Source organism: Janthinobacterium psychrotolerans (assembly GCF_001677885.1).
Taxonomy (GTDB): domain Bacteria; phylum Pseudomonadota; class Gammaproteobacteria; order Burkholderiales; family Burkholderiaceae_D; genus Janthinobacterium; species Janthinobacterium psychrotolerans.
This window is the reverse complement of sequence record NZ_LOCQ01000050.1, coordinates 164438-178275: the sequence shown is the minus strand read 5'-3', so window position 1 is coordinate 178275 and position 13838 is coordinate 164438. Positions and strand designations below refer to the sequence as shown.

Here is a 13838-nt window from a genome sequence, read left to right as displayed (position 1 = left end):
CCATAGCAAGTTGGTCCCACCCCTTCCCATCCCGAACAGGACCGTGAAACAACTTTGCGCCGATGATAGTGCTGCAACCAGTGTGAAAGTAGGTTATCGTCAGGCTTGTTATTCGCAGTAGAAGAAAGCCCCGTCAAGAAATTGATGGGGTTTTTTTTCGTCCAGAGATTCGCCAATGGTCGCGTAGGTCGGATTAGGGCCATAGGCCCGTAATCCGACAACATTGTTGGCACCGCGAAATCAACTCCCCCGATAAGTCGAATACGACCACGGCGATACCACCAGCGGCACATGGTAATTTTCATCGGTATGCGCAATGCCGAATGACAAGGTCACCAGGTCGATAAAGCGCGGCGAGGGCAGCTCCACGCCCTGGGCTGCAAAATAGTCGCCGGCATTGAACACCAGTTCATACTGGCCCGCCTTCATGGTATCGCCTTCGAGCAAAGGCGTGCTGCAGCGGCCGTCGTGGTTGGTGACATCCATCTTCAGCAACACCTTGCCTTCCGGTGCCACCGAAAACAGGGCCACCTTGACGCCGGCGCCGGGTCGGCCGTGGGCGATGTCGAGTACGTGCGTGCTGAGTTTTCCCATTTGCTATCCTATACGTTAACGGTGAATGTGCTTATCGCACAAATGATATACCTGTCGCCGCGCCTGGCTATATGATTGGGCATATATTTCACATCTTCCCAAGGCGAGCCGCATGAGCACTTACGACCATTATCCGCGCGATCTGATCGGCTACGGCCGCACGCCGCCCCATCCGCAGTGGCCTGGCCAGGCTCGCATCGCGCTGCAATTCGTGCTCAACTATGAAGAGGGTGCGGAAAACAGCGTGCTGCATGGCGATGCGGCATCGGAAACGTTTTTATCGGAAATGATCGGCGCCGCCGCTTTCCCTGCGCGCCACCTGAGCATGGAATCGATCTATGAGTACGGCTCGCGCGCAGGACTGTGGCGCTTGCTGCGCATGTTCGAGGAGCGGCGCTTGCCCTTGACGGTGTTTGGCGTGTCGATGGCCTTGAAGCGCAACCCGGAAGCCGTGGCCGCTTTCCAGCAGCTTGGGCATGAGATCGCTTGTCATGGCTTGCGCTGGATTTCCTATCAGAACATGGACGAGGCGACCGAACGCGAACATATGCGCGAAGCGGTGCAGATTATCTGCGAACTGGCGGGGTCGGCGCCTCAAGGCTGGTACACCGGGCGCGATTCGCCGAATACGCGCAAACTGGTGGTGGAGCACGGCGGCTTTCGCTATGACGCCGACTATTATGGCGACGACCTGCCGTTCTGGGAAAAGGTGGCATACACGGATGCGTCCGGTGCGCCGGCCGTGCAGCCGCAGCTGATCGTGCCGTACACGCTGGACACCAACGACATGCGCTTTGCCGCCATGCAGGGTTTTAATTCGGGTACGCAGTTTTTCGATTACCTGAAAGATGCGTTCGATGTGCTGTATGCGGAAGGCGATCCGAACGGCTTGAACCAGCCGAAGATGTTGTCGGTGGGCCTGCATTGCCGGCTGGTGGGCAGGCCTGGCCGCGCGGCGGCGCTGGCGCGGTTTCTCGACTACGTGCAAGGGCATGACAAGGTATGGATCACGCGCCGCATCGATATTGCCGAGCACTGGCATGCGCATCATCCCTATATGGATTAATATGGATTCAAACAGATAAGTGAAATCAATCTTTGCATATACTTGTCGTGTGTGCCGGTGTTAATCTGTACCACTAGGACTATACCGAGGCCAGCATGTCAGATCCGATCCGTTTTTATTACCGTGGCGCCGTACAGGAAGTGCATGATGCCGCCCCGACGCAGACTGTCTTGCAGCATCTGCGCGAGGACTTGCATTGCACCGGTACCAAGGAAGGCTGCGCCGAAGGCGATTGCGGCGCTTGCACGGTGGTGCTCGCCAGCCTGGTCAATGGCCAGGTCGAGATGAAGACGGTCAATGCCTGCATCCAGCTGACGCCCACACTGGATGGCAAGGCCCTGTTTTCAGTGGAAGACTTGCAACAGCCGGACGGCGCCCTGCATCCGGTGCAGCAGGCCATGGTGGAGTGCCACGGCTCGCAGTGCGGCTTTTGCACGCCCGGCTTCGTGATGTCGCTGTGGGGCATGTATTTGAAAAAAGACGGTGCGGAGCCCACGCGCTGCGAGATCGACGATGGCCTGTCGGGCAATCTGTGCCGCTGCACCGGTTACCGCCCGATTATCGATGCGGCCAAACGCATGAGTGTATTGCCGAAAGTAAGCTTTGACCGTGATGCCCTCTCGATGCAACTGCAAGGCCTGCAGCGCGACAGCCTGCATACCTATGTTGTCCGTGGCCAGCAATTCCATGCACCGCGCACTGTCGACGAACTGGCGCAATTGCGTGCGGACAAGCCACAAGCCACTCTGCTGGCCGGCTCCACCGATGTGGGCCTGTGGGTCACCAAGCAACTGCGCGAGCTGGGCGAGATCATTTACCTGGGCAATGTCGCGGCCCTGAAAACCATTGACGTGCAGGACGGCATGCTGGCCATCGGCGCCGGCGCCAGTCTGAACGATGCGTATGCGGCGTTGTGCGAGCATTACCCCGATGAATTGTCGGAATTGTGGCAGCGCTTTGCCTCCCTGCCGATCCGCAACGCCGGCACTCTGGGCGGCAATGTGGCCAACGGTTCGCCGATCGGCGACTCGATGCCGTGGCTGATCGCGCTCGGCACGCAGATCGTGTTGCGCGGCGCAGCCGGCCAGCGCAGCTTGCCGCTGGAAGATTTTTACCTCGGCTATCAAAAGAAAGATTTGCGGCCCGATGAATTTGTCGAAGCGCTGAGGGTGCCGCTGCCGCGCGCGCAAGTAAAGTTTCGCACCTATAAACTGGCGAAACGATTTGACCAGGATATCTCGGCCGTATGCGCCGCGTTTGCTTTCGAGCTCGATGGCGAGCGCATCGTTGAAGCGCGCATTGCTTTTGGCGGCATGGCGGCCACGCCGCAGCGCGCCACGCAAACCGAAACGTTCTTGCGCCATCAAACCTGGACGGAAGAAAACCTGGTGATCGCCATGGGCTTGCTGGCCGACGACTACGCGCCGCTGTCGGACATGCGCGCGTCGAACACCTATCGCATGACGACGGCGCAAAACCTGCTGCGCCGCTTCTGGCTGGAAACACGCCACAGCGCACCGCTGCCGCGCACTGCGCTGAACGCCTACGCTTGCCGCGCCTGAAAGGAACAGCATGAACCATCCTGTCACGCCTGAACTGCAGGCGGCCGCGTGGGCCGCCGTCGGCAAACCGAGCCCGCATGAATCGGCGCAACTGCATGTGCTGGGACAAGCCACCTACACCGACGATATCGCCGAACTGCAAGGCACCCTGCATGCGGCGCTGGGCCTGTCGCAAAAACCGCATGCGCGCATCACCGCCATGGAGCTGTCGCAGGTGCGCGCCAGTGCTGGCGTGACCGCCGTATTCACGGCGCAAGATATTCCCGGCACCAATGATTGCGGTCCCATTATCCATGACGATCCCATCCTGGCCGAGAGCCTGGTGCAGTATGTGGGCCAGCCGATCTTTATCGTCGTGGCCGACACGCATGACCACGCACGCCGCGCCGCGCGCCTGGCGCAGGTGACGTATGAGGAATTGCCGGCGATTATGACGCCGCAGGCGGCCAAGGCGGCGCAGTCGTATGTGCTGCCGCCGATGCGGCTTACGCGCGGCGACTGCCAGGCGGCGTTTGAAAATGCTCCCCATGTGGTCAAGGGTCAGCTCTATGTCGGCGGGCAGGAGCAGTTTTACCTGGAAGGCCAGATTTCCTACGCGATACCGAAGGAAGCGCAGGGCATGCTGGTGCTGTGCTCGACCCAGCATCCGAGCGAGATGCAGCATGTGGTGGCGCATGCGCTGGGCGTGCATTCGCACAATATCACCGTCGAATGCCGGCGCATGGGGGGGGGCTTCGGCGGCAAGGAATCACAGTCGGCGCTGTGGGCGGCGGCGGCGTCGATTGCCGCGTCAAAACTCAAGCGCCCCGTAAAACTGCGCGCCGACCGCGACGACGATATGCTGGTGACCGGCAAGCGCCACTGCTTCTATTATGAATACGAAGTAGGCTATGACGAGACCGGCAAGATTCTTGCCGCCAAGGTCGACATGACTTCGCGCGCCGGCTATTCGGCCGACTTGTCGGGGCCGGTTGCCACGCGCGCCGTCTGCCACTTCGACAATACCTATTATTTGTCCGCTGTCGACATCCGCGCCGCCTGCGGCAAGACCAATACCCAGTCGAACACGGCGTTTCGCGGTTTTGGCGGACCGCAAGGCGCGATTGCCATCGAGTATGTGATCGACGAAATCGCGCGCCATCTGCGGCGCGACGCGCTCGACATTCGCCTGCTCAATTTCTATGGCCGCGATGGCAGCGACGGGCGCAATGTCACGCCCTACGGCCAGGTGATCGTCGACAATGTGATCCATGAACTGGTGGCCGAGCTCGAAGAATCGAGCGACTACCGCGCGCGCCGGCTGGCCATCGATGCCTGGAACGAGGCCAGCCCGGTGCTGAAAAAAGGCCTGGCGTTCACCCCATTGAAATTCGGCATCGCCTTCAATGTCAGCCATCTGAACCAGGCCGGCGCCCTGGTGCACGTGTATGTAGACGGCTCGGTGCTGGTCAACCATGGCGGCACGGAAATGGGGCAGGGCATCAATACCAAGGTGATGCAGGTGGTCGCGCATGAGCTGGGGCTGGACCTGGAACGGGTGCGGGCCACCGCCACCGACACCAGCAAGGTGGCCAACACATCCGCTACGGCAGCTTCCACCGGCGCCGACCTGAACGGCAAGGCGGCGCAGGATGCGGCGCGCCAGATCCGCGCACGCCTGAGCGATTACGCCGTCAAACTGTATGGCGGCGCGGCGGCGGACGTGCGTTTCTTTGATAACCATATCCACGTCAATGGCCATGTCGTGCCGTTTCCCGAACTGGTGCAAAAAGCCTACCTGGCCCGCGTGCAGCTGTGGTCGGACGGTTTCTATGCCACGCCCGGCCTGCACTGGGACGCCAAAACCATGACCGGCCATCCGTTTTCCTACTACGCCTATGGCGCGGCGGTGGCCGAAGTGGTGGTCGACACCTTGACCGGCGAATGGAAGCTGCTGCGCGCCGACGCCTTGTACGATGCCGGCCAGTCGCTCAATCCGGCCATCGATATCGGCCAGGTGGAAGGCGCGTTTATCCAGGGCATGGGCTGGCTGACGACGGAAGAGCTGTGGTGGAATGGCGCGGGCAAGTTGATGACGCATGCGCCGTCGACCTACAAAATACCCGGCATTTCCGATTGCCCCGAAGATTTTCGTGTGCGGCTATTCCAGAACCGCAATGTCGAAGACAGCATCCACCGCTCGAAAGCCGTCGGCGAGCCGCCGCTGCTGCTGCCGTTTTCCGTCTTCTTTGCCATCCGCGACGCCATTTCCAGCGTCGGCGGCCACGCCGTGCAGCCACCGTTGAACGCGCCGGCCACCAGCGAGGAAATCCTCAAGGCCGTGATGGCGGTGCGGGCGGCCGCCCCACTGGCGGCATGAGGAGCAGCAGATGAACGGCTGGCTGACAGCATTGCCTGACGACACCGTGCCTTCGGTGCTGGTGACGGTCGCCCTGGTCGAAGGCTCGGGTCCGCGCGAAGCGGGCGCCAGGATGCGCGTCACCAATGCGTGTCAGCTCGATACCATCGGCGGCGGCCACCTGGAATTGCGCGCCGTCGAGATCGCCAAGAGCATGCTGGCAGTCAAGGAAACCCGACCGCAGTTGCAACGCTTTGCGCTCGGTCCCAGCCTGGGCCAGTGCTGTGGCGGCGTGGTGCACCTGGCGTTCGAGCCGGTCGACGCCAGTGTGCATGGCCAGCTGCAAGTCTTGCGTGAACGCCGCCAGCAGGACAGCTGGCGCGTCAGCGCGCTCGACGGTGAACCTGCCACCATGTTGTTCGATGTGGATGGCCTGAAGCTGGCTGGCCAGCCGGGCCGGGCGCCCGCCACTTTTTCGCGCGAGCGCGGCACCCATGTGGCGCAAGATGATCATGGCCGGCGCTGGCTGGTCGACCCTTGCCTGGCGCCGCGCGCGCACCTGACCTTGTTTGGCGCCGGCCATGTGGGCGCCGCCATCGTGCGTGCGCTGGCCGATTTGCCCTGCAACGTGACCTGGGTCGATGAGCGCGAGGACATGTTCCCTGCGCAAATACCGGATAATGTGCGCGTCGCCGCCACCGATATGCCAGAGGAAATGGTCGCCCTGGCGCCAGCCGGCGGCAGCTTCCTCGTCATGACGCACAGCCATGCACTCGACCAGCGCCTGGCGGTAGCGATCATGGAACGCAAGGATGCGCTCTGGTTCGGCCTGATCGGTTCGCACACGAAACGCAAGCAGTTCGAACACCGGCTGCAGGCCAAGGGCGTGCCAGGCGAGCGCATCGCCGCCATGGTTTGTCCGATCGGCATGCCCGGCATCGCCAACAAGGCGCCGGCCGTGATCGCCGCCTCGGTGGCCTGTCAATTATTAATGGTGTGGGAGCAGGCGGCGCAAGCGGCCCAGGCCACGCCGCTGCGGCTGGTTGCTGCCAGCACGCCACCGCGCCGCGCACCGCGCGCCGCGTTTTACCCGTCATAGAAGGTCGTCATGTCCACCGTTCCAGTTTCCTTGCAAGCCTACCGTGCCAGCTTGCTGCACTTCCACGCCGATCCCGCCTTCAGCGACGACGCCCATGCTTTTCATCTTGATGGCTTGCTGATCGTGGCCGACGGCAAGGTGATGGCGGCCGGCGAACACGACCGCTTGTTACCCACCTTGCCGGCCGGCACCGAGATCATCGACTACCGTGGCAAGCTGATCGTGCCGGGCTTTATCGACACGCATTTGCACTTTCCGCAGACGGAAATGATCGCTTCGCCAGCGCCGGGTCTGCTGCCGTGGCTGGAAACCTATACTTTCCCGACCGAACGCGCGTTTGAAGACCCGGTCCATGCGCGCAATGTGGCCGAGTTTTTCCTCGACGAACTGCTGCGCTGCGGCACCACCACCGCCATGGTGTATGGCAGCGTCCATCCGCAATCGGTCGACGCTTTCTTTGGCGCCAGCGAAGCGCGCGGCTTGCGCATGGTCGCGGGCAAGGTGATGATGGACCGCAATTGTCCCGAATTCCTGCGCGACACGGCCGAGTCTGGCGCGCGCGAAAGCGAAGAGCTGATACGGCGCTGGCACAAGCGCGGCCGCTCGCTGTACGCGATCACGCCGCGTTTCGTGCCCACCTCCAGCAACGAACAGATGCACCTGGCGGGCGAGCTGGCGCGCGCCTACCCGGACACCTTCCTGCAGACCCACGTGTCGGAAAACGAGGATGAGTGCCGCTGGGTGCGCGAACTGCATCCGCAGGCGCGCAGCTACCTCGACGTGTACGACCACTACGGCATGATGCGCCCGCGCGCCATGTTCGGCCACTGCATCTGGCTCGACGAACGCGACCGCGCGCGCATGGCCGAAACGCAATCGGCGGCGGCCATCTGCCCGACCTCGAACCTGTTTCTTGGCAGCGGCTTGTTCGATTTTGAAAAAGCCGATGCGGCGCGCGTGCCGCTGTCGCTGGCGACCGATGTGGGCGGCGGCACCTCGTTCTCAATGTTGCAAACCATGAACGAAGCCTATAAAGTAGCACGCTTGAAAGGCAGCTACCTGCCCGCCTTGCGCATGTTCTACCTGGCTACCCTGGGCGCCGCGCGCGCCATGCAGCTCGAGGGTACCGTTGGCAATTTCGTACCCGGCGCGGAAGCGGACTTCATCGTGCTCGACAAGCAATCCACGCCGCTGCTCGAGCGCCGCACGGCCGCCTGCCAGAGCCTGGAAGAACTGCTGTTTGCCCTGGCACTGCTCGGCGACGACCGCGCCGTGGCCGCCACGTATTCGGGTGGGGTGCGCGTGCATGCGCGCGGGCAGGGCTGACCTTACTTTTCAACCCTACCACCCTGATCGGGATTCCTGATGCAAAAGAAAATCACGTGCCTGGCCTTGAGCATGGCGCTGGCCATGTCCGCGTCGGCGGCCACCCATGCCGCCAGCCCGGCTGCCAACGAAGCGGCTACCGCGCGCCATTTCGCCGCGCTGGTGTCCGGCAGCGCGCCCAGGACAGCCGAATTGAGCCTGTTCTTTTCCATGATGCCCAAGGGCGGCGACCTGCACCACCATTACTCGGGCGCCATTTACGCCGAGCAATTCCTGGAATGGGTGGACAAGGAAAACTATTGCGTCTACAAAACCACCTACCGCATCGAAAGCCGCAAAGAAGTGGTCGCAGCCGAGCGTGCCAAGCCGGCCGGCCAGCGCGGCTGCCTGTCCTCGACCGAAGTGTTTGCCGATGCCGGCCTGTATGCCGAACTGCTGCAGCGCTGGTCGACCAAGGATTTTTATAATCACAGCGGCCAGCAGACGCCGCCCGACCGTACCTTCTTCGACACCTTCGGTTATTTTGGCCCGGTCGCATCGAGCAATACCGGTGAAGGCTTGCGAACGCTCAAGCAGCGCGCGATTGCCGAAAACCTGAGCTATATCGAAACCATCTTTGAATTGTCGCCGTTCGTATCGAACCCGCAGTTCGACCAGCAAGTGCTCACCCCCGGCATGCGGCCCGACGCGCTGCAAGCCGTACTGGCCAGCTGGACGCAGCAGCTGGAGCAGGATGCCGCCTTCCAGAAAAGCATTACCGCTTATAACGACAATGTGAACACCAGCAGCGCCGGCATCGACGACGCCAGCTTCACCATGCGCTACCAGGCCTATGTGCTGCGCTTCCTGTCGCCGTCGCAGGTGTTCTCGTCGATGGTGGCCGGTTTCAAGGCGGCCAGCCTGAACCCGCTGGTGGTCGGCGTCAATATCGTCGGCCAGGAAAGCCTGAATGTGTCCATGCGAGACTACAGCCTGCATATGGAAATGTTCAAGTTCCTGAAAGCCAAATATCCCAACGTAAAGATCGCCCTGCATGCCGGCGAGCTGGCGCTGGGCATGGTGCCGCCCGAAGGCATGGCTTTCCATATCGCCGAAGCGGTCGATGTGGCCGGCGCCAACCGCATTGGCCACGGCATGGATATCGCGTACGAGAACAATGCGCTGGCCACCATGCAAAAGATGCGTACCCGCGATATCCCGGTGGAAGTGAACCTGACCAGCAATGACTATATCCTCGGCATCAAGGGCCAGGCGCACCCGGTGACCCTGTACCGAAAGTACGGCGTGCCGTTTGTCATTTCCACCGACGATGCGGGCGTGTCGCGCAATACCCTGTCGAACGAGTACGTGCTGTTTGCCAGCCAGTACAAGACCGACTACGCGGAAATCAAGAAGCTGTCGTATAACAGCCTGCGCTATTCCTTCCTGGCTGAGGCGGATAAACAACGCTTGTTGAAATCGCTCGCCGCGCGTTTTGCCACATTTGAAGCGCAGATCGCCGCAGCAGACGCCGCCAGCAAGGCCGTCAAACCGTAAGTTGCTTTCGCGTCGAAACTGATGCTGTCAGGGCGGCCGGGTTCTCCGGTCGCCTGTTCAATCCCCGCCAAATTTCTCCACTGTTTTTCTGCTAATTTTGTGGCGGCCAAGCGACACAATATTGGACAGATCCCCCTCTTTTTCTGTTTTCTTATGTGAAACAATTTCAAGCACAATCTGCTCACTTATAATTTCGCGCCATAAGCTTATGCCGCGCAGTCAGACAATTTTTTTTCTTGTAACACAGCTGTAATTTAGACTTTTTAAGTATAAATATCAGAAAAAAATCATATTTGTCATTCATTTTTTGATGATGCATAGTGCCATGATGGTGATGGTAAAAAGTCACAATTTGTGTATTCCTAGCGGCAAGAAGCGCGGTTTTCGCAGTAGATCAATGTGACATGCAGAGTGAAACGACAGGGCCTGGCCTTGGATGTCTGAAATCGCCACATGTCATGGCCGTGTCACAGTCTTGAAATATTTAACAATTACACTCTCGCCTTGGCTTGTGGCGCTGGCCAGGCTGTTGAGTGAATGTCACGGGAGCTAGCGCCCCGCGTCATTGGGAAGAGTGGCTCGCCACTGTCCGTTTTTGCTTGAATCCAGAGGGTTGTGACAGTGAAAAAAACGCGGTTGCGTGGTCCCGTCAAGACCCGCAGCCAAGCTGGCCGGCGTAACAGTTGCAGCATAGTAAAGAGGAAATAGTGTGGTGGTGTTGCCGAGCGCAGGCCTATCCAGTATTTCAAAAATAATAGTCTTTTTTGGGGTTACAAGATGATCAATCACAAACGACTTCGGCTGACGCAAATCGCGCTAAGCCTGTCTATCGCACTGGCGGCCGCACCATCGTTCGCACAGAATACGACTTCCTCCATCGGCGGACGCATTTCCTCCAGCAACGGCCAGCCTGCGGCCGGCGCTACCGTCACCATCGTGCACACCGAATCGGGTTCCGTCAGCAATGTGACGACCGATGCGGAAGGGCGCTACGTCGCTCGCGGCCTGCGCGCCGGCGGTCCTTACACCATCACCGTCACCAAGGACGGCCAGATTGAAAAGCGCGAAGGCGTGTACGTGCAACTGGCGGAAACGGCCAGTGTGGACGCCACCCTGGGCGCGCAGATGCAGACCGTGAACGTGACCGGCACAGGCGCGCGCGCGCAAATTTTTAATCGCAGCAATATGGGTGCCGGCACCAATATCGGCGCGAATGAACTGGCGATGCAGGCATCGATCCAGCGCAATCTGCAAGATTACGCCCGCGCCGACCCGCGTGTTTCGCAGACCGACAAAGAGCGCGGCGAATTGTCCGTAGCTGGTCAGAACTCGCGCTACAACTCGATGACCATCGATGGCGTGGCGGTGAATGACACCTTCGGCCTGGAATCGAATGGCAGCCCGACTGCCAAGCAGCCTATCTCGATCGACGCGATCCAGTCGGTCCAGGTGAACGTCGCCAATTACGACGTTACGCAAAAAGGCTATACCGGCGCCAATATCAATGCCGTGACCAAGTCCGGCACCAATGAATTCAAGGGCAGCGTCTATTACGTTTTCCGTAATGACAAGATGGCAGGCGATCGTTATAACAACGCGAAAGACACCTATTACTCGCCAGAAAAATTCCGCGAAACCACCAAGGGCGCTTCCGTTGGCGGCCCGCTGATCCAGGATAAACTGTTCTTCTTTGCCAACAAAGAAAAGCTGGAAAGCACGCGTACCGCACCGAGCTTTGGCCCGCTGGGCAGTTCCATGACCAACGTCGGTGTCACCCAGTCGGCGATCGACCAGGCGCGCGCCATTGCCCAGAGTCAGTATGGCTTGAACATCGGCACGACCGAGGTGCCGGCCGGTACCAAGATGACGGTGGACGATACTTTGCTGAAACTGGACTGGAATATCAATGACAACCATCGCGCGATGGTCCGTTATTCGAAAACCGATCAGTCCGAGCCGATGTTTACCGGCGTAACGTCAAGTGGCATCGCCTTGAACAGCGCCTGGCGTCAACAAAACAAGACAATCGAAACGACGGTCGGTCAATGGTTTGCCGACTGGACGCCAACGTTCTCGACCGAGTTCAAAGTATCGTCGCGCGACTATGAAAGTTTGCCGAAAAACAATTCCACGCTGCCGACCATGGCGCTGCAGTTTTCCGGCGCATTGCCAGCCGGCTCGCCTGCGGGCGTGTCGACCAGCAACCGTTACCTGAACTTTGGTACTGACCAGTCCTACCAGCATAACGAACTGCGCACCAAGACCAAGGATGTCTATCTGGGCGCTAACTGGGCTCTGGGTGACCATGAAGTGAAATTCGGTAGCGATTTCAGCAAGAACGACATTTACAATGCGTATCTGCAGAACATCAATGGCAACTATAACTTTGCCTGTATTAACAACGTAGCGTATTCGTTTGTGCCGAAAAATCCCGATGGCACGACCACGTTCAATTGCAGTACTGCAAGTTCTGCGATTCATCAGCAAGCTGTGCTGGAAAACTTCCGCATAGGTCGCCCCAATGGCTATCAGGTACAGGTACCGGTGCCTGGCGGTTCCCTGCAAAACGCCATCTCCGACTTCAGCATGAAGAACTATGGTTTCTTCGCGCAAGATGTCTGGACCATCAACAAGCAGCTGACCATTCAATACGGCGTGCGCGTCGATAAGGCGGGCATCAGCGATCGTCCGTTGCGCAATGTGCCAGCAGCCGCCCCGACCGTCGCAGGTGTCGTCAACCTTGCTGACACTCGTCGTGGCGGTACCGCGCAGACCGGTGGTTTTGGTCTGGACAATACGCAGACCATCGATGGACAGACTTTGGTACAGCCACGTGTCGGCTTCAATTACAAGTTCGAGAGCGCCCGCCCAACGCAATTGCGTGGTGGTTTCGGCCTGTTCCAGGGCGCGGCCGCTTCGGTCTGGCTGTCCAACCCATTCTCCAATCCTGGCGTTGCCACGGCAGTGATCGGTTGCGGTACTGGCTTCGCCGTAGCGTGCCCAAGCGTTGGCGGTACCTTCAATCCTGATCCAAACAACCAGCCGACCAATATTGGCGCAACGCCTGCCAACAACGTCGACTTCCTGTCGCCTGAGCTGCGTCAACCGTCGATCTGGAAAGGCAACCTGGCGTTCGAGCATGAGTTGCCATGGATGGGTCTGGTATTCGGCGCTGAATACCTGCGTACACAGAACAAAGACGCGATTTACTACGAGAATTTGAATCTGGGCACAGCAACCCGTACCGGTACCGATGGCCGTGCGCTGTATTACACCGCCAATGCCTATAACACCGCTTGCTGGACTTCCAATGGCGGTCTGAGCACAACTGCCGCTGCAAGCTGCGCTAACGCCAGCAACCGCGCGTTGAAGAACATCAACTACAATAATGTGTTGCTTGCAAAGAAAACTGACAAAGGTGCAGGTAATCTGGTCACGCTGTCGTTGACCCAGCCGATGAGCAAGGGTTTTGGCTGGTCGGTTGCTTATACCTATACCGATGCAACCGAAGTTGCGCCACTGACGTCGTCCGTGTCGAATTCGAACTTCAATGCTCGCGCCATTCTCAACCCGAATGAAAACATTGCAGCCAATTCAAGCTATCTGGTTAAAGACCGTTTCAATGCTGTCTTCAACTGGCAGCAGCGCTTTTTCGACAACTACAAGACCACCTTTGGTCTGTTCTATGAAGGCCGCAAGGGCAAGCCATACAGCTGGACTTACAACAATGACTTGAACGGCGACGGCGTCAACGGCAATGACCTGATGTACATTCCATCGCGTCCAGGTTCCGGTGAAGTGGTCTTCCGTGGCGATACCGCCACCAGCCATGCCAATGAAGACCGTTTCTGGGCATTTGTGAACGGCAATGGTGACCTGCGCAATACCGCTGGCGGCGTGACCAAGCGTAATGGCAGCTTCTCGCCATGGACCAACAGCTTTGACATGCGCATCAGTCAAGAAGTGCCAGGCTTCTTCAAGGGCAACAAAGGCGTGTTCACCATGGACTTCTTTAACGTGGGCAACATGATCAACCGCAAGTGGGGGCGTATCAATGAAATGGCTTTCCGCTCCGCCGGTGGCCAGACGCGCAACTTCGTTGACTTTGCCGGCCTCGATGCAAACGGTCGCTATATCTACCAGGTGCGTGACAAGGTAGAGGACTACACCGTGCGTCAACAAAAAGGCGAGTCCCAATGGGCGCTGCAAGCAACGGTCAAGTACGAATTCTGATCGTGACTGCCTTGTAAGTTAGCAAGCTCGAAACGGCTGGTGGCGACACCAGCCGTTTTTTATCGACCAGATGTTTTTCCCTTT

General features: G+C 59.3%; 8 protein-coding genes and 1 rRNA gene. 8 read left to right on the top strand and 1 reads right to left on the bottom strand.

All coding sequences use genetic code 11. The annotated features are described in order from the left end of the window. Positions 1–105 (top strand): 5S ribosomal RNA (rrf, locus tag ASR47_RS08980); the annotation flags it as partial. A gap of 135 nt (positions 106–240) precedes the next feature. Here the strand turns inward: rrf and uraH are convergent. Next, positions 241–594 carry a hydroxyisourate hydrolase gene (gene uraH, locus ASR47_RS08975; RefSeq protein WP_065307425.1) on the bottom strand — a complete coding sequence of 118 codons (354 nt, stop codon included), beginning with the start codon at positions 592–594 and terminating at the stop codon, positions 241–243. 112 nt (positions 595–706) lie between these two features. On the opposite strand from uraH, the gene puuE reads away from it, so the two are divergent. From puuE to ASR47_RS08940, 7 genes are all read left to right on the top strand, one after another. Further along, a complete protein-coding gene (puuE, locus tag ASR47_RS08970) occupies positions 707–1660 on the top strand; it encodes an allantoinase PuuE (RefSeq protein ID WP_065307424.1) in 954 nt (317 codons plus the stop codon). Positions 1661–1755: 95 nt separating this feature from the next. After that, the gene (gene xdhA, locus ASR47_RS08965; protein WP_065307423.1) at positions 1756–3222 is read left to right on the top strand and encodes a xanthine dehydrogenase small subunit; all 1467 of its coding nucleotides are present in this window, start codon (positions 1756–1758) and stop codon (positions 3220–3222) included. Positions 3223–3232: 10 nt separating this feature from the next. Then, positions 3233–5581 carry a xanthine dehydrogenase molybdopterin binding subunit gene (gene xdhB, locus ASR47_RS08960; RefSeq protein ID WP_065307422.1) on the top strand — a complete coding sequence of 783 codons (2349 nt, stop codon included), beginning with the start codon at positions 3233–3235 and terminating at the stop codon, positions 5579–5581. A gap of 10 nt (positions 5582–5591) precedes the next feature. Then, complete coding sequence (gene xdhC, locus ASR47_RS08955) at positions 5592–6659, top strand: xanthine dehydrogenase accessory protein XdhC (protein WP_065307421.1); 1068 nt, start codon at positions 5592–5594, stop codon at positions 6657–6659. Between the two features lie 9 nt (positions 6660–6668). After that, the gene (gene guaD / locus ASR47_RS08950) at positions 6669–7985 is read left to right on the top strand and encodes a guanine deaminase (RefSeq protein WP_065307420.1); all 1317 of its coding nucleotides are present in this window, start codon (positions 6669–6671) and stop codon (positions 7983–7985) included. Between the two features lie 39 nt (positions 7986–8024). Further along, a complete protein-coding gene (locus tag ASR47_RS08945; protein WP_065307419.1) occupies positions 8025–9521 on the top strand; it encodes an adenosine deaminase family protein in 1497 nt (498 codons plus the stop codon). Between the two features lie 777 nt (positions 9522–10298). Next, the gene (locus ASR47_RS08940; RefSeq protein ID WP_065307418.1) at positions 10299–13754 is read left to right on the top strand and encodes a TonB-dependent receptor; all 3456 of its coding nucleotides are present in this window, start codon (positions 10299–10301) and stop codon (positions 13752–13754) included. Positions 13755–13838: the final 84 nt, after the last annotated feature.

Bases quoted from the DNA above. Each gene is read 5' to 3' on its own strand.
- ASR47_RS08940 (WP_065307418.1), top strand. From the start codon at position 10,299: ATGATCAATCACAAACGACTTCGGCTGACGCAAATCGCGCTAAGCCTG.
- guaD (WP_065307420.1), top strand. From the start codon at position 6,669: ATGTCCACCGTTCCAGTTTCCTTGCAAGCCTACCGTGCCAGCTTGCTG.
- xdhA (WP_065307423.1), top strand. From the start codon at position 1,756: ATGTCAGATCCGATCCGTTTTTATTACCGTGGCGCCGTACAGGAAGTG.
- xdhB (WP_065307422.1), top strand. From the start codon at position 3,233: ATGAACCATCCTGTCACGCCTGAACTGCAGGCGGCCGCGTGGGCCGCC.
- uraH (WP_065307425.1), bottom strand. From the start codon at position 594: ATGGGAAAACTCAGCACGCACGTACTCGACATCGCCCACGGCCGACCC.
- puuE (WP_065307424.1), top strand. From the start codon at position 707: ATGAGCACTTACGACCATTATCCGCGCGATCTGATCGGCTACGGCCGC.
- ASR47_RS08945 (WP_065307419.1), top strand. From the start codon at position 8,025: ATGCAAAAGAAAATCACGTGCCTGGCCTTGAGCATGGCGCTGGCCATG.
- xdhC (WP_065307421.1), top strand. From the start codon at position 5,592: ATGAACGGCTGGCTGACAGCATTGCCTGACGACACCGTGCCTTCGGTG.